The sequence below is a fragment of the Acetonema longum DSM 6540 genome, from assembly GCF_000219125.1.
Taxonomy (GTDB): Bacteria; Bacillota; Negativicutes; order Sporomusales; family Acetonemataceae; genus Acetonema; species Acetonema longum.
This window is the reverse complement of the sequence record NZ_AFGF01000234.1, coordinates 67,342-87,560: the sequence shown is the minus strand read 5'-3', so window position 1 is coordinate 87,560 and position 20,219 is coordinate 67,342. Positions and strand designations below refer to the sequence as shown.

Annotated in this window: 19 protein-coding genes and 1 pseudogene; all 20 read right to left on the bottom strand. The window is 52.5% G+C overall.

What is annotated here, in order from left to right; all coding sequences use genetic code 11:
• Positions 1-36 precede the first annotated feature (36 nt).
• Positions 37-930 (bottom strand): permease-like cell division protein FtsX, encoded by an 894-nt coding sequence (ftsX, locus tag ALO_RS18025; protein ID WP_004098988.1) that lies wholly within the window; start codon positions 928-930, stop codon positions 37-39.
• Positions 920-1,606, bottom strand: a complete 687-nt coding sequence (ftsE, locus tag ALO_RS18020) for a cell division ATP-binding protein FtsE (protein ID WP_004098986.1) — start codon at positions 1,604-1,606, stop codon at positions 920-922. The genes ftsX and ftsE overlap by 11 nt, the downstream gene beginning before the upstream one ends.
• A 160-nt stretch (positions 1,607-1,766) precedes the next feature.
• Entirely contained in the window at positions 1,767-2,513 is a 747-nt protein-coding gene (locus tag ALO_RS18015; RefSeq protein ID WP_004098985.1) for a zinc metalloprotease, read from the bottom strand.
• Positions 2,514-2,715: 202 nt separating this feature from the next.
• The gene (locus ALO_RS18010) at positions 2,716-3,552 is read right to left on the bottom strand and encodes a YitT family protein (RefSeq protein ID WP_004098983.1); all 837 of its coding nucleotides are present in this window, start codon (positions 3,550-3,552) and stop codon (positions 2,716-2,718) included.
• A gap of 6 nt (positions 3,553-3,558) precedes the next feature.
• On the bottom strand, positions 3,559-4,659 hold the full coding sequence (csaB, locus tag ALO_RS18005) for a polysaccharide pyruvyl transferase CsaB (RefSeq protein ID WP_004098981.1): 1,101 nt from the start codon (positions 4,657-4,659) through the stop codon (positions 3,559-3,561).
• The gene (locus ALO_RS18000) at positions 4,652-6,754 is read right to left on the bottom strand and encodes a DUF5693 family protein (RefSeq protein ID WP_050807049.1); all 2,103 of its coding nucleotides are present in this window, start codon (positions 6,752-6,754) and stop codon (positions 4,652-4,654) included. The genes csaB and ALO_RS18000 overlap by 8 nt, the downstream gene beginning before the upstream one ends.
• On the bottom strand, positions 6,732-7,424 hold the full coding sequence (locus ALO_RS17995) for an LmeA family phospholipid-binding protein (RefSeq protein ID WP_004098979.1): 693 nt from the start codon (positions 7,422-7,424) through the stop codon (positions 6,732-6,734). Before ALO_RS17995 ends, ALO_RS18000 begins: the two co-directional genes overlap by 23 nt.
• A gap of 80 nt (positions 7,425-7,504) precedes the next feature.
• Positions 7,505-8,618, bottom strand: a protein-coding gene (gene prfB / locus ALO_RS17990; protein WP_139025443.1) for a peptide chain release factor 2 whose coding sequence is annotated in 2 segments (ribosomal slippage) — positions 7,505-8,545 and positions 8,547-8,618 — 1,113 coding nt in all. Because the reading frame shifts where the segments join, the coding sequence is not laid out codon by codon here.
• 291 nt (positions 8,619-8,909) lie between these two features.
• A complete protein-coding gene (gene secA, locus ALO_RS17985) occupies positions 8,910-11,414 on the bottom strand; it encodes a preprotein translocase subunit SecA (RefSeq protein WP_040293809.1) in 2,505 nt (834 codons plus the stop codon).
• 395 nt (positions 11,415-11,809) lie between these two features.
• Positions 11,810-12,337 carry a ribosome hibernation-promoting factor, HPF/YfiA family gene (gene hpf, locus ALO_RS17980; protein WP_004098974.1) on the bottom strand — a complete coding sequence of 176 codons (528 nt, stop codon included), beginning with the start codon at positions 12,335-12,337 and terminating at the stop codon, positions 11,810-11,812.
• 143 nt (positions 12,338-12,480) lie between these two features.
• A pseudogene (locus tag ALO_RS17975) lies at positions 12,481-12,677 on the bottom strand (cold shock domain-containing protein).
• A gap of 102 nt (positions 12,678-12,779) precedes the next feature.
• Positions 12,780-13,499, bottom strand: coding sequence for an amino acid ABC transporter ATP-binding protein (locus ALO_RS17970; protein WP_004098970.1), 720 nt, complete (start codon positions 13,497-13,499; stop codon positions 12,780-12,782).
• Entirely contained in the window at positions 13,486-14,151 is a 666-nt protein-coding gene (locus ALO_RS17965; RefSeq protein WP_004098967.1) for an amino acid ABC transporter permease, read from the bottom strand. Before ALO_RS17965 ends, ALO_RS17970 begins: the two co-directional genes overlap by 14 nt.
• 155 nt (positions 14,152-14,306) lie before the next feature.
• Positions 14,307-15,086 carry a basic amino acid ABC transporter substrate-binding protein gene (locus tag ALO_RS17960; protein ID WP_040293808.1) on the bottom strand — a complete coding sequence of 260 codons (780 nt, stop codon included), beginning with the start codon at positions 15,084-15,086 and terminating at the stop codon, positions 14,307-14,309.
• A 402-nt stretch (positions 15,087-15,488) separates the two neighbouring features.
• Positions 15,489-15,776 carry a zinc-ribbon domain containing protein gene (locus ALO_RS17955; protein WP_004098965.1) on the bottom strand — a complete coding sequence of 96 codons (288 nt, stop codon included), beginning with the start codon at positions 15,774-15,776 and terminating at the stop codon, positions 15,489-15,491.
• A gap of 354 nt (positions 15,777-16,130) precedes the next feature.
• A complete protein-coding gene (locus tag ALO_RS17950) occupies positions 16,131-17,162 on the bottom strand; it encodes a hypothetical protein (protein ID WP_004098964.1) in 1,032 nt (343 codons plus the stop codon).
• Between the two features lie 75 nt (positions 17,163-17,237).
• Positions 17,238-17,588, bottom strand: a complete 351-nt coding sequence (locus ALO_RS17945) for a hypothetical protein (protein WP_004098963.1) — start codon at positions 17,586-17,588, stop codon at positions 17,238-17,240.
• A gap of 1 nt (position 17,589) precedes the next feature.
• A complete protein-coding gene (gene fliS / locus ALO_RS17940; protein ID WP_004098960.1) occupies positions 17,590-17,991 on the bottom strand; it encodes a flagellar export chaperone FliS in 402 nt (133 codons plus the stop codon).
• A gap of 108 nt (positions 17,992-18,099) precedes the next feature.
• Positions 18,100-19,692: a flagellar filament capping protein FliD gene (fliD, locus tag ALO_RS17935; RefSeq protein WP_004098957.1), complete on the bottom strand. Its 1,593-nt coding sequence runs from the start codon at positions 19,690-19,692 to the stop codon at positions 18,100-18,102.
• A gap of 76 nt (positions 19,693-19,768) precedes the next feature.
• Positions 19,769-20,176, bottom strand: coding sequence for a flagellar protein FlaG (locus ALO_RS17930; protein WP_004098956.1), 408 nt, complete (start codon positions 20,174-20,176; stop codon positions 19,769-19,771).
• Positions 20,177-20,219: the final 43 nt, after the last annotated feature.

Genomic DNA, 20,219 nt, shown 5'->3' with positions numbered 1-20,219 from the left:
TACATCATTCGACAAAGCATCTATCGGCTCTACGCCTTATTTTTCAGCCCGCAGGAATCTTTTAAGGGAGATTGTGCTGCCGGCGGCTCCGATCAGAGCACCGACAAGCAATAACACAGATGTAAGAATATGTAAAAATGGATATTTCGGGATAATGGGCAGAAATGCTACGGTTTCATATATTTTATCAGCAAAAGCCTGGTAGGCCTGATTCAACAGAAAAACTGAGAGCAGCGCCCCGAAAAATCCCAAAATCACACCCTCAATCACAAACGGCCAGCGAATAAACGAGTCAGTGGCGCCCACATACCGCATAATGTTGATTTCCCGGCGGCGGGCGAACACAGTGATCCGAATGGTATTCGAGATGATGAACATCGCAGCCAGAGCCAAAAACAAGATCAAAATAATACCGGAAAGCCGCAGCATATGGGTCAGGCCAAAGAGCTGCTCCACGAACTCCTGATTGTATTTGGCGGTTTCAACCCCTTCGATCTCGCCGGCAGCCCTGGCCACCGCCTGAACCCGGTCAGGAACATCGACTTTTACCTCAAAGGCGTTGGGCAGGGGATTGGTATTGCCCAACGCCGTCAACAGGCTCTTTTGCTCTCCCAGTCTTTCGCTAAACCGGGCCAGGGCCTCATCTTTATTGACGTAGGATGCTTCCAAAACTCCCGGCAGGCTGCGGATCTGATTCCCAATATTTTTGGTTTGATCTTCCGTCAGGTCATCCTGCAAAAAGATTGACACCTGCACCTGGGATTCCAATGCCGAAGCCATATGATTCAGGTTCAGAACCATAATCAAAAACAGTCCCAGAATCAACAGTGACAAAGACACAGTGCTCACTGAGGCAATGCTCATTAACCCGTTGTGCCGCAAAGAAGACACAGCGGAACGGACAAAATACACAAAGGTCCTAATTTTCATACCCGTAGACTCCTCTCACCTGATCACGCACCAGGCGGCCTTTTTCAAAGGCAAGAACCCGTCTGCGCAGCTTGTCCACTACGGATTTATCATGAGATGCCATAATGATCGTAGTGCCGGAACGGTTGATATCTTCCAGTATCCTGGCGATCTCCCAGGATGTATCCGGGTCCAGATTGCCGGTAGGCTCGTCTGCCACCAGCACTACCGGATCATTGACGATGGCCCGGGCGATAGCCACCCGCTGTTGCTCACCGCCGCTTAATTCCTGGGGATAACGGTTCATTTTCTGCCGCAGGCCCACCAAATCCACCACATGAATCACCCGGTGCATGATTTCCGAGCGGGTGGCTTCGATGACCTCCATGGCAAAGGCCACATTTTCAAAGACGGTTTTATTCGGCAACAGGCGATAATCCTGGAAGACAATGCCCAGCTGCCGGCGGTAATACGGTACCTGCGCAGGGTTCAGACTGAGCAGATTGTGGCCGCCGATGGCGATCTGGCCGTTAGTAGGCAGTTCTTCCCGGGTGATTAGTTTGATAAAAGTGGATTTTCCTGCCCCGCTGGGACCCACCACAAATACAAACTCCCCGCTTTTGATCTCTACTGAAATATTGGATAAAGCCACTGCCCCAGTTTCATAAATCTTCGAAACATTCCCCATATATATCAACTGCTACCACTCCTTGTCCATGAAATCAGAATTCATAACTCAAATTCATATCTGCATTTATAACTATATTTAAACTTGCGACTTTTTGGGACGGCGTTTGACATATCCAACTGTGTTTTTCGACGCAAAACCTGAAAAACCTTCTCAATTCGCGCAAAAATCACCTGTTAATTATCGTAAAGATATAGAGTGTACAAATCCCCAGCACCGTCAATAAGCCAAAATACTGCCAGGCCACATCCAGCCTCTGTCTGAGGGTAAGCCGGTAATAGCTTTGGCCCATATCGTCGGACTGCCACCAGTACCACAAAGAAAATAAAAGAATGGCAAAAATCACCGGATTTTTGGTGTAAAAAAACAGCGCCAGCAGCACACCGCTGCCAAGACGCCAGGTTCCCGGAACGATTGCCGCGCCGATTTTGCCGCCATCGAACAAGGCGGCAGGAATCAGGTTAAAGAGATTTAAAAGGCAGGCACAATAGGACAAGGCCAACATGAGAGAACTGTCCGTCCAGAAATAAACTGCCAGGCACCCCATTGCGCTTAAGCAGCCTAATGCCGGCCCGCCCAGAGCGATATTGGCCTCCATCTTGGCGTTTACCGGCGGCCTGGCCAGACTGATCACCGCACCGATAAAGGGGATAAACAGCACCATGGAAGTGCGGATGCCCACCAGCCGGCTGGCTAAAAGATGCCCTACCTCATGAATTAAAAGCAAAAAAACAAAACCCAAAGCAAACTTCCAGCCGAAGGCCAGAGCGTAAATTACCACTGACAGGATCATGGATAAGGCCATGGACAGGGTCGACCCCAGTTCCAGCATGGTCAATAGCCCAAACAAGCAGCAGAAAGCCCGTCTGACCGCCGCCCCCCCAATATGTATAAACTGAATCCATCGCACCGCCATCCCCCCTCCGGCAGGGAAAGCATTGAAAAGGCCCCATCTGCGTTGTCACTCCTGCGATCCTTCGCTCCAACGTACCTCCAGTACGCCTACGCTCCGGTTCTCGTCGTTCCTAGCATCTGGAGCCTTTTCAATGCTTTCCTGGTTTTGCAGCCCATGAAAGCTTTCGTTATATATATGCAGGAACGAGGCCGGAAAGTATTATTTATATCCGAGTGAATCCTTCACCCAACACCTCATGCGCATCCGCCACGATGACAAAGGCCTTGTCGTCAGTCTTGGAGATCAGGTCCTTCATGGCTTGCACCTCCTTTTTGCTGACCACGCAGACCAGCATTTCCCGCTCTTTGCCGGAATAACCGCCCCGTCCAAAAAGAAAAGTCACTCCCCGACCGAGCTCCGCCATAATGGCCTGGGCAATCTCGGCAGTGCGATCGCTCATAATGAGAAACGCCTTGGCCGAATTGGGGCCTTCCTGGATGAGATCAATGATCTGGGTAGTGACAAAAAGAGAAATCAGGGCATAAAGAGAAAGCTCCGCGCTGCCGAAAGCAAAGCCGGCAATGGCAATGACGAAACAATCAATGCCTAATAAGGCCCGGCCCAGACTGACGCCAAACAACTTATTCACTACGGCCGCGGCCATGTCGGTACCGGCGGTGGTGCCCCTGAAACGGAATACCAGTCCCATACCCACGCCGCTTAATACGCCGCCGTAAAGGGTGCTTAAAAGAATGTCATGGGTCAGCACCGGGGTATAGGGTGCCAAAAGATCGATGGACAGAGAAAGGACAACCGATCCGAATAAGGTGTTGATGCCGAACCCGGCCCCCAGCACCTTGACGCTGCCGATAAACAGAGGAAAATCCATGCCCAGCATGGCCACCCCCACCGGCCACCCCCAAAGATGATGGAAGACGGTTGCCAGGCCGCTGGTGCCGCCGGCGGCAATCTTATTGGGGATTAAAAACATATTCAGGGCAGTGGCGGTTACCACTGTTCCCAGAGTAATACCGGCATAATTTTTCAGCCAGGTGGACACTTGTTTTCACTCCCGTCCTTGCCGGCGCGCCAGCTGCATAGCCAGTTGTGCGTTGCGGAACGCCTTGGATCGCAACTCCGCCATGCAGCTTTCCCGAGCGCGGTTTATTTCTTTGCGTACAGACCACATTTTCCCGATGCGAGCCAACAGGTTCTCTGCCGATACAGTATGCAGATCAGGCGGAGACGGTTCCCCCAGACTCTCGAGAAAACGTGAAATTTTAGGATCATAGGATACTCCCAGCAGCGGAACATGCATTACCGCCGCAAAGATCAGGGCATGGAGCCTGATGCCAATTAGCATATCCAAATTGCCCACTAATGATAACATCTGGGAAACGGGGCAGGATTGCCCCATCACTACTGCCGGCTGCTGCATAAGGACGGCCACTTTCTCCGCCGCCGCCACATCCTGCTGCTGCATCGGCACAAACAGAATCCGGACGCCGTATTCAGTCACCAGTCTGTCAGCCACAACGGCCAGCACCTGTTTATAATAGTCAAGGTCCTGCCATTCCCTGACAAAAAAACCCACTACCGGCGAACCCGGCATCAGACCGTTCTCCTCGAGAATGGTCCGGCCAGCCGCTTTATCCGCCGGCTCCATGGATAAAACCGGGTCAGCGGTCAGCTCAATCGCCGGCCTGATAACCCCCAGAGCCTCCAGTTCATCCAGTGAACCCTTATCGCGGACGGTAATGAGATCCGTCAGATTGAGGATATGCCGGGTAACCCTGCGGGCCAGATCCCCCGCCAGGGGACCGATCCCCTGGCCATAGAGCATGACTCGCTTGCCCAGAGTTTTGGCCAGCAGTATAATACTCAGGTAGTAATACAGACTGCGATCACTGGTCACATCCTGCAGCAGGCTGCCACCGCCGCTGATCAGGAGGTCTGAGCGGGAAATCGCCCGGACGATCTCGATCATGTCCAACCGGTATATGGCTTTCACCTTGTGACGGTCTTCGGTATCAGCGGGATGGCCGGAAATGACCGTCACGGCCACCGCTGGGTCAATGACCCGCAAATCATGGATGATGGCGGCCAGCATGGCCTCATCCCCGCTGTTGGTGAAGCCGTAATAACCGGAAAGGACGACCTTAGTCATGGGCGGCGAATCTCCTTTCCAGTGCAAAGGAAAGATAGGCCAGAACCTGCATGACAACAACCGCCGCTACCGCCAGAGCCGCCCCCAGAACAATGCCGTCAGCCCCCCGGTATAAGCTCATTAAAACCGGCGTGCGCAAATGGGCGAAGGTCTGCACCATTGAGGCCTGTCCGATAGTGGCCCCTATGACCAGGCAGAAATGCAATAACTGAGGCCAGCGATGATATAAGGCAAACACGGACAACAAAAACGCGGGATGGCCGATGAGAAATTCCTTTTCCCGGGGCCTGGCGTACATGACCCGTTCCAAAAAGGCCCGGATCTTCAGCTCAATGGCCGGAACCGTCACCCCGGCCGTATGGCCCGATCGCCCGATAAATATGTACCCGGCCAGCGCCCCCATAGCGAATAACAGCAAAAGTTTCAATGATATGGGATAATCCAGCATTTTTCTGACCTGCCCCCATACACCCTGTAAGTCTGGCCGGGAGGACTCGCCGAACAGGTTGAACCGGGTGAGATAGGCCACTGCCACCAAGACCAGCGGGGCGATAAAGGTCAGTTTGACGCCGCGGTAAATCTCGATTTCCAGTAAAAACCGCACATCCGCCAGAATGGCAGCCAAAAAGAAGGCGCCAACGAGAGACAGGCAAAAAGTCAGCAAAAGCCCCCCCAGGCCGTCCGTTAAAATCTTCTTTAAGCAGGGGCCCCTCAGAGGCTCTGTATTGCGCCAACGGTCCATCTGGTACACCATGGCCAGGGCGGGAAACAGCACGGCGCTGCCCAAAGCCGCTACCTGCCGCGCCAGCGTACCGCCGCCCAGAAGCAGCGGCCCGGCCAGAATCAGGGACCCAATGACCAAGAGCCAATATTGCACCCTCGCCGGCAGGGGTGCGACCTGAGTCAGATACAAAACCCCAGCGGCAACTACGCCGATCACGGTTAGGACCAGGAGCCACTTTTCCGGGAAATAGGGGGCAAATACGCCGGCCCGGCCAACGGCAAAGCCTTTTTGCTCCAAGGCGGCTTTCGTCCCCCGCACATATTCCAGGTTAGTCTCTAACAGGGTCATGTCTGGCCAGGGCTTCTCGTAGGGCCGCATCAGGTTGAGCCGGAGATTGCGTTCCTGATCGCTTACAGACCAGCGATGGGTGACATCCTCCAGTTTCATGCGGGGCTGTTCGTCCTTGGGGATGGAATATAGGCGGGCTGCCCGGTAATCCACCTGCCTTGCGAGATCCATAAGACCTTTTTGCGGATAAAACTGCAGCTGCACCGCATGTTCGATGAGTCCCAGCGTCATATGTCGCTGGTTCAGCGCTTCCGCCGTCGCCTCTAATTGCTCAGGGAAACCCAGAACCTCTTCGCCGGAAAAAATCATGGCCGATAGCTTGTCCTGGCCTGCCTGATCCAAACGGCGGAAAACCGCTGCCACATCGTCAGCCTGGACGGCTTGATAGTTCGTGGGACGGGGCGCTGCCAGGAAACCGGCTCCGGTCACGGCCTTCAGTTCTTCACCGGAAAAGCCGAGATCGACCTTGGACAGATGTTCATAGTCCCCTTTCACCGCCAGCACCGGCTGCGGCCCCACCGCCAATTCGACCACCCGCCCCGGGCCCAGACGGCGGATCAGGTCTTCCCGCATTTCACGGAAGGCGGCGGAGACCGGTCCGGTGATATAAACTTTATCGATAGCGACCTGGCCGGTCTCTATCCGGCTGCGCCAGTCCGGATCGGGCAGGGAGCCGCTGCGTTGCCGATGCATGAGTTCGGCGCCGGACAGAACCGTCACTGTCCCGCTGTTATGTAGTTTTTCCAAGGTGGTTTCATAAACCGCCAGGGTGGTTAGACCGGCTTGTCTGAACTGACGAAGCACATCCCCGGTTTCCATTCCTTCCGACCGGGCCAATGCTCCCAAGTCTTCATAGTCCATCACCAGTTCAACGGTGGAATTGGCGACTTCCACCTGATGACGCTGCCAGGAGATAACCAGAGACGCCATCAGGCCGACCAAAACAGCGGCTAACAAGACACGGTTATAAGATTTGCTGTAAGACAATCGTCTCTCCACCTTACTTTGCTTCGTTATCGGCATAGACAAGAACCCTGCCCTCTTCCATTACGACTTCACGTACCGTAACGCCAAAAGGAAAGGCTTTGCTGTTCATGATCGGAATCTCAGTCAGCACCGAACCGCCGATGTTGCCGAGACTGGCATTATTCAGCAGGAATTTCTCGGTGACAAATTTGATGGTATCGCGGTCAGCCACGACTTTACCCTCCAGAGCCACAGTCATACGGGCCAAACTCCCCAGGCTGAAAGAGCCGGCTACTTCCACCTTGCCCTTGCTCACTTTCACGGTGGCGCCCCGGACCCCTTTCACCGCCTGGTTTAAATGGCGGGCCAGCTCGGCTTCTGACAGGGCAGCGGTAATACTGGCCTTACTCAGGGAGCGGATGACAACGGCCCGGCGTTTTAAGAGATCGCCCACATCCAGCTGGAGGCCTTCCAGCCTGGCCTGAATCTCGCTGAAAGCCACTTTGTCCATCCGGGCGTCCCGGGCTTGAATCTGCACCGAATCAAACTGGCCCTTGAGCATGAGAAAGGCCGGCTCCTTGGTCACCTGAGCCGCCGCCTGCTCACTGTGTAATATCCCTTTCATGCCCTGAGCCACCGTCTGGGACACCACAGCGGGCAGCCACAGAGTCATTGTCCCCAGGAACAAAGCGATCAAAAGCAATCCCGCCAGTAAGCGTTTTCCCATTGCTGAGCCTCCCCAAAACATCTAAGAGTTTAGAGTAACCCACCCACAGCCTCGAATCCGGGCCTTTTTCAACGGTCCCGCTATTCGCGGGCGCCGGTTTTTAGCCCTTTCAAATACGCCTCAATGAAGGCCTCCAGTTCCCCGTCCATAACCGCCTGGATATTGCCGGTCTCGCAATTGGTACGGTGGTCTTTCGCCAAGCTGTAGGGATGGAACACATAGGAACGGATCTGGCTGCCCCACTCAATGGCCTGGTATTCTCCGCCGATTTCTGCTTTCTTCTCGGCCTGCTTCCGCTGTTCCAGTTCAAATAATCTGGCCCGCAGCAGCTTCATGCACTGTTCCCTGTTTTGGATCTGGGAGCGTTCATTTTGGCACTGGACGATGATCCCGGTAGGAATGTGGGTCATGCGCACCGCTGAATCGGTCTTATTGATATGCTGTCCGCCGGCGCCGCTGGCCCGGTAGGTATCTACCTTCAGGTCCGCCGGATTGATGGCGATCTCCACATTCTCGTCGATTTCCGGCATGATGTCCACGGCGGCGAAGGAAGTATGCCGCCGCCCGGAAGCGTCAAAAGGAGAGATCCGCACCAGCCGGTGCACGCCCTTTTCCGAGCGCAGGTAGCCATAGGCGTTGCGACCGGAAATCAAGAGAGTGGCGCTTTTGACGCCAGCCTCGTCTCCCGCCAGAAAATCCAGTGTATCCACGGTGAAACCCTGTTTTTCCGCCCAGCGGACATACATCCTGAGCAGCATCTGAGCCCAGTCCTGGGCCTCAGTGCCGCCGGCCCCGGCATGAAGGGTCACAATGGCGTTGTTGGCGTCATATTCCCCCGACAGCATCAGGGTCAGTTCCAGATGCTCAATCTCAGCCTGCAGCTGCTGCATGGCTTCGGTCACATCCGAATAGACACTCTCATCTTTTTCATCCATACCCAGCCGCCAGAGGGTCTCCATATCCTCGTAGCGCCGGCGCATGGCGTAGTAATCGGCTGCCGTGTCTTTCAGGCCAGTCAGTTCCTGCATAACTTTCTGGGCCCCAACCGGCTCATCCCAAAAACCCGGCGCCTGAATCTTATTTTCCAAATAGGCGATTTGCTCCTCTTTGCCAGTCAGGTCAAAGAGAAGCCCTCACTTCGTCTAACTTTTCGCCCAAACTTACGATCTCCCGATGCAAATCTTCCAATAACAAGTTATTCACTCCGTTTTACTATTATTACCGTTTTATTATGAAAACTCTGCTCCCGCAGCCTCGCACCCGGGCCCGTTCAAAAAGGTCCAGACGCTAGGAAGGACGAGGAAGCGCGCGCAGACAGTACGTTCAGAGGGTACGGCAATGCTGGAAAGATGCGCAGCATCGTGAAAGCTGGAAGAAAGCAGGTTTCTTTTCGGGTAATCAGAGTACGCAATTAGCACAAATCCGAAAAGGAACACTTTCTGAACAGCGCGCTCCCGCAGCCCTGACAACGCAGATGGGCCTTTTTCAACGGGCCCCGCAGCATTTCTTGTACTTTTTGCCGGACCCGCAAGGGCACAACTCATTGCGGCCGGTCTGATCCTTATTGACAACGCTCTGATTGGCCTGACCGTCTTCTTCGCCGTGGCTGGCATGGGCGTCGGACAGGCGGTCGTCAGCCTGAGTCAGCAGGTTGACCCGGAAAATATAGCGGACAATGTCCTGCTGAATATTTTCGATCATCTGCTGGAACATGTCATAGGCCTCGATCTTATACTCGATGAGAGGATTCTTCTGGCCGTAAGCCCTAAGACCGATGCCCTGGCGCAGCATATCCATGGCGTCCAGATGGTCCATCCACTTGCCGTCTACCACCTTGAGCATGACCACTTTTTCCAGTTCCCGCATATTTTCCGAACCGAATACTTTCTCCCGGTTATCATAGGCTGTCTCAGCCACTGCCAGCAGGTGTTCGTACACTTCAATGCGGCTGAATTCCGTCAAGTCTTCCCGGACCAAAGACCCTTCCGGGGCATAGAAATCCTCGCAGTATTCAATAAGAGAATCATAATCCCAGTCCTCAGGATAGACTTTTTCCTCGCAATAGAGGTCCATACCCTGATGAATGATAGTTTCTATCATCGGGAAGATGTGCTCCCGCATGTTTTCGCCCATCAGCACCTTGCGGCGCTGGCTGTAGATAACCTCCCGCTGCTGATTCATCACATCGTCATATTCCAGCACTTGTTTCCGGATGTCAAAGTTACGGGCCTCAACCTTTTTCTGGGCCTGCTCGATGGAGCGGGTGATCAGGGAATGCTCGATTGGCTCATCTTCCTCCATGCCCAGCCTATCCATGATCGAGGCGATATTATCCGAGCCGAACAGACGCATCAGATCATCTTCCAACGACAGATAAAAACGGGTGGAACCAGGGTCTCCCTGACGGCCGCTGCGGCCCCGCAGCTGGTTGTCAATCCGCCGGCTCTCATGGCGCTCGGTGCCGACGATATGCAGGCCGCCCAGTGCGGGCACGCCTTCTCCCAGCACGATATCTGTACCCCGGCCGGCCATGTTTGTGGCGATGGTCACGGCGCCTTTCTGCCCGGCCTGGGCCACGATCTGGGCTTCCATCTCATGGTATTTAGCATTCAGCACGTTATGAGACACACCGTTTCGTTTCAGCGCCGCGCTGAGTTCCTCCGACTGGGCGATAGAAGTGGTCCCCACCAGCACCGGCTGGCCTTTGGCATAACGCTCGGCGATTTCCCTCACCGCCGCCCGGTATTTTGCCCGTTTGGTTTTATAGATCACATCCGGCAAATCTTCCCGGATCACATTTTGATTAGTTGGGATCACGACGACATCCAGGCCGTAGATCTTGCGGAATTCCTCTTCCTCGGTCTTGGCCGTGCCGGTCATGCCGGCCAGTTTGCTATACATGCGGAAATAGTTCTGGAAGGTAATGGATGCCAGAGTCTGGCTTTCCCGTTCAATTTTCACACCTTCCTTAGCTTCAATAGCCTGATGCAAACCGTCGGAGTAACGGCGGCCAAACATCAGACGGCCGGTAAACTCATCCACAATAATGACCTGGTCGTCTTTCACCACATAGTCCTTATCCCGGTGCATCAGGGCGTGAGCCCGCAATGCCTGGTTAAAATGATGGGACAGTTCTATGTTCTCGTCCTCATATAAATTGCGGACATTCAAGTGCTTTTCCGCCTTGGCGATGCCGCTTTCGGTGGGGGCCACGGTATTGGCCTTCTCGTCAATGGTATAATCTTCGCCGGCCTTTAATTTGGGCACAACTTTGGCCAGCACATAGTAAAGATCGGTGGATTTTTCCCCGGGTCCGGAAATGATCAGAGGCGTACGGGCCTCGTCCACCAAGATGCTGTCCACTTCGTCTACGATGGCGTAGTTCAGTTCCCGCTGCACCATCTGTTCAGGATGAATCACCATGTTATCCCGCAGATAATCAAAGCCGAATTCGTTGTTAGTGCCATAGGTCACATCGGCGCTGTAGGCCATCTTCCTCTCGGCGAAATCCAGCCCGTGCACGATCAGCCCCACGGATAAGCCCAGAAAGCGATATACTTTGCCCATCCACTCGCTGTCACGGCGGGCCAGGTAATCGTTGACCGTGACCACATGCACGCCTTGGCCGTTTAAAGCGTTCAGATACACCGGCAGGGTAGCTGCCAGGGTCTTGCCTTCACCGGTGCGCATTTCGGCGATATTGCCTTCATGCAGGGTAATGCCGCCTAAGAGCTGTACGTCGAAATGACGCATCCCCAGGGTCCGGCGGGAAGCCTCTCTCACCACGGCAAAGGCCTCCGGCAGCAGATCCTGCAGGGTCTGCCCCTGGGCAAGTCTCTGTTTAAACTCCAGGGTCTTGCCAGCCAAGGTGGCGTCGCTCATTTTCTCCAAGTCCGATTCCAAGGCATTGATTTCTTCCACATATTTGGTCATGCGCTTAATATCTCGCGCATTATCGTCCCCGAAGATCGTTTTCAAAAAACCGAACACCGGCATCATCTCCCGAACTGTATTGTCAGACGGACCGTTGAAAAAGGCCCATCTGCGTCGTTGCTCCTGCGATCCTTCGCTCCAACGTACCTCAGTACGCCTCCGCTATGGTTCTCGTTCCGCTGTATCACAATTCGTGACTTTTCTGGAGAGTGGCGATAGAGGCCGGTCTCTTATAAGCCGAAAAGTCACCTGAATTCTTCAGTACGGAAACGCAAGCGTTTCTCTTACCTACCAGCAGGACTTTTTTGAACGGTCCTGACTTCGAGGCAACTGCTAAGCAGAATACACCTATTTAATCATTTTAGCAGAGTGAATATAAAAAGTCAAAAATCGGTATTTATTCACTAAAAAAGCAACAGGGACAAGCCCTGCTGCTTTTTGCTCTATTTTACTTATAACAGCTCCGGCTCAATCAGGCCGTAATGTCCGTCCTTACGCCGGTAGATCACGTTCACATCTTCGGTGTCGGCGTTCATGAATACGTAGAAGTCGTGGTTAATCAGGTTCATCTGCATGATAGCCTCTTCCACATCCATGGGCTTGATGGCAAAACGCTTGGTTTTGACCACTTTAAAGTCGTCATTTCCCCCGGAGTTATCGGGAATCAGGTCAACTTTCAGCATCCCATCCCGCAGACGGCGGGATAATTTAGTTTTATATTTTCCAATCTGCTTTTCCAGTTTTTCAATGACCAGATCAATGGAGGCGTACATATCCGTGGTGCTTTCTTCGCCTCGCAGCAAGATACCATTTACCGGCACAGTCACTTCAACGATGTGGCGGCCTTTTTCCACGGCCAGGACGACGGCAATCTCCCCGATATTGTCAAAATACTTGGTGATTTTGCCAATACGCTTTTCCACGTGATCTTTTAAAGCTGGTGTAACGTCGATATTTTTCCCTCGTACTGTGATTGCCATACTACCATCTCCTTTCCAGTATCCTATTAATAAGTATTCCCCATCCTCTATAAAAATCCTGTCATAAAATTCTTATATTTTACATAATTCGCGCAAAAAAGCAAAAAGCCCGGTCTGTACGGCCGGGCGCGCTCCCTGTCTTGTTAAATTTTCACGACGTTGGAAGCCTGCGGTCCGCGGGCGCCGTCGACAATTTCAAACTCCACGCTTTGTCCTCGGTCAGAGTTTTGAATCCTTCGTCCGTAATTGCGGAAAAATGCACGAATACATCGCCACCGTCTTCTCTCTCTATGAAGCCATATCCTTTTTCTGAACTAAACCATTTTACTTTACCGATCATCTGAATTCCCCCTATGATGTACTACCCGGCCTCACTATCAAAGCCACGATTAGTATTGTAACACGGCTGAATGGGTTTTTCAACAAACTATTAGGAATCTATTTACAAAATTTTCGACAGAAATGCCTGAGTGCGCTCTTCCCGGGCATGGCTGAAAATCTCCTCCGGGGTGCCCTGCTCCAGAATGCGGCCTTCGTCCATAAAGATCACCCGGTCGCCTACCTCGCGGGCAAAGGCCATTTCATGGGTCACCACCACCATGGTCATTCCCTCGTTAGCCAAAGTTTTCATAACATCCAGCACTTCCTTGATCATTTCCGGGTCAAGGGCTGAGGTGGGTTCGTCAAACAGCATGACTTTAGGTCTCATGGCCAGAGCCCTGGCAATGGCCACCCGCTGCTGCTGACCGCCGGAAAGTTGTTCCGGGTAAGCGTTAGCCTTGTCAGCCAGGCCGACCTTCTTCAAAAGATCCAGAGCCGCCTGCCCGGCCTCAGTCTGGCCAATTTTGCGCACCTGCCGGGGCGCCAGGGTAATATTCTCCATAACGGTCATGTGTGGAAACAGGTTGAAGCGCTGGAAGACCATGCCGACCTCGGCCCGGACCGTGTTGATGTTAGCTTCGCTGTTCAGCGGAATGCCGTCCACCACGATCGCGCCGTCGGAGGGCTCCTCCAGGTAGTTGATGCAGCGGAGCAGGGTGCTTTTACCCGAACCGCTGGGTCCGATGATAACCACCACTTCCTGCTCCCGGACCTCCAGGTCAATGCCCTTGAGGACATGCAGCCGGCCAAAGGTTTTATGCACTGCTTTAATGCTTATCATCGGTCTTGTACCTCCGCTCCAGATAATCTACCAGGCGGGAAATCGTAAAGGTCATAATGAGATAGATGAAAGCGACGCTCAGCCAAATTTCAAAGGAACCATACGTGCGGGCGATGATCAGCTGACCCCGGCGAGTCAACTCCTCAAAGCCGATAGCCGACACCAGGGAAGAGTCCTTCAACATAGCAATAAATTCGTTGCCCAGGGGCGGCAGGATTCGCTTTAAGGCCTGGGGCAGGATAATATAGCGCATGGTCTGGACCCAATTCATCCCCAGGGAGCGCCCGGCTTCCATCTGCCCCTTGTCAATGGACTGGATGCCGGCCCGAAAGATCTCGGCCACATAGGCGCCGCTATTGATGCTGCAGGCGGTAACCGCCGCCACAAAAGGATCTACGCGAGTCCCCATGACAATCGGTATGGCGAAATAAATCAAAAAGATCTGCACCAGCAAAGGGGTGCCGCGAAGAAAATGCACATAGATAGATGCCGGTATTCTGACCACCGCCGATTTCGCCAACCTGGCCATGCCGACAAACATGCCGATCAGCAGGCCGAAGCCCACACTCAGCGCAGTGATCTTAAGGGTTATCCCCGCCCCCAGCAATAGCAGGGGAAAGGAACGCACCACCAAGTCAAAGTCAAAATTCATTGCCTGTCCCACCTTCAATCATCCTCAGCATCTCCAAAGAGATGTCTTGGGTCCGTCATTTTGCACAATACGATTATATGCGCGTCACCGCTGCCTGTCAACCAAAACGGCGCGAATTGCTCCGCGCCGTCGCCCTTTGCCCCAGGCGTCCGCCGTTATTGGGGCTTGCTGCCAAACCATTTCACGTAGATTTTTTCATACTCGCCGTTTTTCTTAAGTTCGGCCAAAGCCTTGTCGATTTGACCGGCCAGTTCGGTATTTTTTTTAGCGGTAGCAATGCCGTAATCTTCCGAGGTCAGGGCTTTTCCCACAATCTTGGCGTCCTGACCGCCGCCTTGGGTGATATAGTATTCGTTCACCGGCAGGTCATTAACTACTGCGTCCACACCGCCGGCTTTCAGTTCCAGGAAGGCTTCGGGGGCACTGTTAAAGGTGCTGATTTTAGCATCCTTAATCTTTGCGGCTTCATCCGCACCGGTGGTGCCAATCTGCACGGCGATTTTCTTGCCGGTCAGGTCGTCAAATTCCTTGATATCTGTGTTGTCTTGCCGGACCATAATCGCCAGGCCGGATTTATAGTAGGGTTGAGAAAAAGTAACCTTTTTCGCCCGCTCTGCGGTAATGGTCATAGCTGAAATGAGAGCATCGATGTTGCCGGCTTCCAGGGCCGGAATCAACCCGTCGAAGGCCATGCTCTGAATTTGGATTTCATAGCCCATCTGGTTGCCCACAGCCCGTATTAAGTCCAGATCAAAGCCTACATACTCTTTGCTTTTTTCATCCTGAAACTCAAAAGGCGGATACGTGGTTTCAGAGCCTACCCGCAGCACCTTTTTAGCCTGTTCCTTAGCCGGCTCAGAACCGCCGCAGCCTGCCAGAAAAAGCGTCAGGAGAAATATTCCCAATAATAATGCCGTTGTCCACTTTTTCATCATAATTCCCCCCGGTGTTATTTTGGTTGATTGGAACCGTGTAAATAATTATACATCTCGATGCATAATTACGCAAATACTTTTGTTATGAAAATGTAAAGCGGAGCGGCGTATTATCATTGCTCATTGCAGTTATCCCCGTTTTCCACATTTCTTATCACAACAACCTGTGGATAATGTGGATAAACCTGTTCATAACCTCTGTTTTAAACGGTTATTCTTGTGGAAAACTCCTGAGTTGTTTTGAATACCCATTTATTTACTTACATAGCTTTTTATTGAAGAAATTCCACATTCGACAAAAAATTTGTAAAATCATACACGACAAGAACAGCCAACCTGCCTTATAGGGCTTGTTTCTGTCTAAAAAAACATAAAGCCCGGATTGCTCCGGGCTGATATCGCTTAACGATCACGATTTGCGCTAAAACACTCGCGGCAGTAAATCGGACGGTCATTACGCGGTTTAAAAGGCACTTGAGTGGTTACGCCGCAGTTGGCGCACACAGCATCATACATTTCACGGGTTGCCGAGCCGCCGTCACGGCTCCGCTTTCTGGCTTCACGGCATTCACGGCAGCGTACCGGGTCGTTTTCAAAACCTTTTTCGGCATAAAACTCTTGCTCCCCTGCAGTGAACACAAAGTCCGCCCCACAGTCTTTACACTTCAACGTTCTGTCCTGGAAAGCCATTAAAGATATCCCCTCACCTTTTGAAAATAAGGACCATTGCTTAGCCGACCTGGTCTTTGCCCCCACACTCGCCTGCCGGAAGGTTCGCTACTAGGAATTCAACCCCTCACTACTACTCCTCTCGAATGATTACAATGGATCAGTGCAAGAAACTCGTTGGCGGAACTTTCCCGCCTCCCACTTCCCAATTCGGCAGGGCTTATATCTAAGCCGCACCATGCTCAAAGCCTCTTTGGACTTCTTACGTGGATCGTTTCGCCTGCGACTGGCATCGATTTTCAACCACAGACCTAAGCAAAAGGTTCTCTTAGGTAAATTATATGTTTCCCCGCCAAAAAATGCAAGTTAAAAAAGTTATACGACTAAGTCTACATGCTGGACCGTTCCGGCTGTGCCGTTTTCCCGCAAAAAGACACCGGTGCTGCGGACTTGCCCGTTATGATTGTTGCTGCTGTCCTTGAGGGCAAATTCGGTCGAAATATGACCCAGATAGATGGCTCCGACGCCGGCAACGCCCAAGGCCAGCAACTGATCATTCCCGGCAGAGTCTCTGGTCCAGATCTGCAGTTGAGAGAAGATCGGGTCATTCTCGTCGATCCACTGGTTGCCGTCCACATCATACAGAGCCAGATCGGCAAAACCGTCACCCGACTGGGGCCCGAACAATTCCCGCCCGTCATTGATCACCCCGTCTCCGTTTTGGTCCAAGGCCAAAAAGCCGCTGCCCGGACGGACAAAGGAAATGTTGTCCAGCACGCCGTCGGCATCCAGATCAAATTGGATCTTAGTCTCCGTCAGACCGGCGGACGGACCGTCATAGTTGATCACAAGCGGGTCAACCGCGGCACCAGCGCCAGCCTGTATCTGGACACTCTGCCGCGAATAGAACTCCCGGCTCATGGTCATGTTCAGGGAAAAGGAGATTTCTTTTCCATCGGCGGTCTTGACTATGCCATGCGACTGAAAGCTGGTCGTCTCAGCTTCATAATGTGACTGAACCGACTCATAGGATAAGCCCCAGCCGGTTCCGGCCGACTGGGCATTGCCGCCGGACATGTTCCAGGCCGGCACGGCAAACCGGATTTTCTTGCCGGTCAGCTCGCTCAGCAGCATCTCCAGCAGGCTGATCTTCTGTTTGTCTTCGTCACTGAGCAAGGATACCTGTTCCCGTCCCGCCAGATTTTCGGTCTGGCGCAGCTTTTGGCGCATGAGACTGACCGCCTGACGGGAAACCGCAACACTGTCCTGGCGCTTTTGCTCCAGAATCTGCGCCGCACCGTTCAACCGCCGGCCCCGGCCCCAAATCTGAATAGATTCCCGGCTTTCATCTTTCTCTACCAGCGAATGCCGGCCGCTGAGACAGACTGCCGAATTTGCTATTTTCATCTGAGTTCCTCCCTGATCAGATATTCCAGGCATTCCTTTGCCTGAAGCGTATCTATTCTAAAGGATCACGCAGAGCTAACCTTCCCGGTTAAAACGCCGCCCGGCGGCAGAAGACTGGATCTCACCGCTGTAAGCATTCGATACCGCCCGCTGCTGCTGCCTTTTGTTGAGCGCAGCCCGGAGCAAAAACTGCATGGACCGGTTCTCCTGCTGAATTTTTTCCAGGAAAGCCCTGCCTTCCGGGCTCTGTCCGACAGAGCGGTCGCCGGACTCTTCCAGCATAGCCTGAAACTGTTCCCGCTGAGCCATGAGATCATAAAACAGATCCATCTCCTGCCGAGCCAGAAACTTGGACATTTCCCGGGTCAGAAACCAATAATCCTGCCACAGGTCCTCAACGGAACGGGGCTGCAAGTGATCGTTCATCTTATTTCCCCACTGCCGCGCCAACGCGGTCCTGCCTGGCCCGCTTCATAGCTTCCGCCCAGGCGTCGCGCAATTCCCGCAGCAGATCACGGATTTCCTTCAGTTTTGCGGCGTCCTTTTTTAAATTGGCCTCAATCAGCGAGCGATGCATATAGTCGTAAATCTCATAGAGATTATGGGATAATTCATACTGCATATCCAGCGTAGTCATAAATTCCCGGATGATATTTTGGGAACGGATATTGGTCTCGTGGGCTTTTTCATACTTTTTCTCTTCAATGGCCTGAACACTTTCGGTCATAAATTTCAGAGCGCCGTTATAGAGCATCAGGGTCAATTCTTCCGGCGATGCCGTCATGATCTGCTGATTTTTGTAGGCATTCGCTGTACTAGCCAAATTCATATAATTTAACTCCTCCCTTAACGCTTCAGGGTTGGAAATATCCTATTGCCGCGATAGGGGACGCAGAATGACTACGTCCCCCATGATGCCTGGCTGCAGATTCCCGTATTAGTTTCCGCTGCTGGAGTATTGGCTGAGCCAGGAACTCTGCTGATTCAGTTTGCTGATGGCGACCTCCATCGCGGAAAATTGCTTGTAATACCGTTCTTCTTCCTGTTCCAGCCGTTTCAGCATGGCGTCCAGCTGCTCATTATACCTTGTAATCTGTTTACCGAGATTACTGTTATCCATGGACAGCGTGCTGCCGCCGCTTACCTCCTGCAGGCTTTTCACCGTATCGTCCAGGACCAGGTTCAGCTTCACGGAAAATCCGTTGTTTCCCGTGGTATCTGATTTGGTTGCAAACAGTTTTTGTGCAATGTCAGGATCTTTTTCCAGGGCTTTCTTCAATTCTGTCTCGTCAACGGACAGCAAACCGCCTTCTTTAAGAGAAAGACTGTTGACTCCCCCATCCGAGGTGACATAAGATGTGGCGGTAATGCCAATGGAAGAAAGGGTACGGTAGTCGCCGCTCACGCCGCCAATGGTGCTGGAGAAAACAGAACGCATTTTTTCGACCAGACCCCGCAAGGTAGAATCACGGCTTAACATGCCGCTTTTCGCTTTTTCCTCCCATTGCTTGATCTCGCTTTCCGACATCTCCGATTTCTGTGCGTCGGTCAGAGGAAGAAAATCGGAATATTTCTTTTCATTGATCTCGCCGTAAAGTTTGGCCAGCAATTCGTTGTATTTGTTGACATATTCCTTTACATTGGCCACGGTCTGGTCGATGTCCGGCGTTACCGTGACGCTGACGGGGGACGTGGTCTCTGTCTTGGCGGTGTAGGTTATGCCGGCTACAGTAAAAGTATTAGAAGAAAATTCCATGTTTATGCCGTCCAGTTTAACCTTGGCATTCTGGCCGGCCGATCCTGTGGCTGAGGTACCATCCATGGTCCCGAGTTTCAACAAATCCCCCAGCAACGTCTTGGTGCCGGCAGTATCAACCGTATCCTCGGTGACCTTGATCGCCGCATCGGCGCCGGTCTTCGTGGTAGACAAGAAGAACATATCCAGCGAGGTATCATAGCTCGCTTTGATATTCAGACCGGCATTGTTGATCTGGCTGACCATTTCAGTGATGCTTTTAGTCAGGTCCACTTCGATTGTCTTTTCGTTAGTCCCGTCGCTGATGGTAATCGAAACGGGGTCAGGAACTCCGTCCCCGTCGGTATCCTTTAAATCAGCTGCCGTCAGGCCCAATTGAGTAATGAGAGTATTCTTGTTTACAGTAGAACCGATGGCTGAAGCAGTACCAGCCCCATCAGTGCTCGATTTGGTGACTCCTGTGGCCAATTGAATAACTTCAATGCTGTGATTAATGTTGGCGGAATCAGCCAGAGCCGTAACTGCGACTTGGCTATCATTGCTGGATACTACTTTTTTCGGGGTCAATTTGCTCTGAAGCTGGAAATCGGAGTTGATATTGTCAAAATCTTTAATCGCCGTGTACATGGTGGTGTAGTCGGTTTTTTTCCATTCCAGCTGCACTCGTTTCTGATACATCGCGTCATATCGGGTCCGGCGGGCCTTCATCAGGTCCTTGACCATCTGGTCAACATCCATGCCGGAGCCACTTAAGCCAAATATACGGTTTGCCATAGTAAATCTGCACCTTCCTCTCGCAATAAACGGTTATATTGTCTAAAAACTTGCAACATCAGCCTATTTAGGCGTCTCAAACTTTTTCGTCCAAAAGAAGACCCACATATTCCCGGATGGCCGCTATGGTATCCAGTAATTTTTGCGGCGGGTATTCCTTAAGCACTTTATTTTCTTTGGTATCCACCACTTGAACGATCCACCGGCCGGAGCCCTCATGGAGCTCGAACTTGATGTCGGTGTTCAGCAGCTTCATGATCCCGGTCATTTCTTCCACTACCTGATCCAACTGCTCCCGGCTCGGTTCGACAGCCTCAGCCGCAACGGCCTTATTCTCCACAGCAGGTTCCGGACCGGAAAGGATATCTACTTTTACCCCTGCTACGGCGGTGGAACCGGGACGGGTAGAGCCGGAGCCGGTATTTATTTTCGCCGAACTATAGGACAAGGCGGCGTCAGTCATTTTCGCAGCTAACATTTCCATACTTTCACCTCAATCATCATACAAATCTTTCATCATTAATATC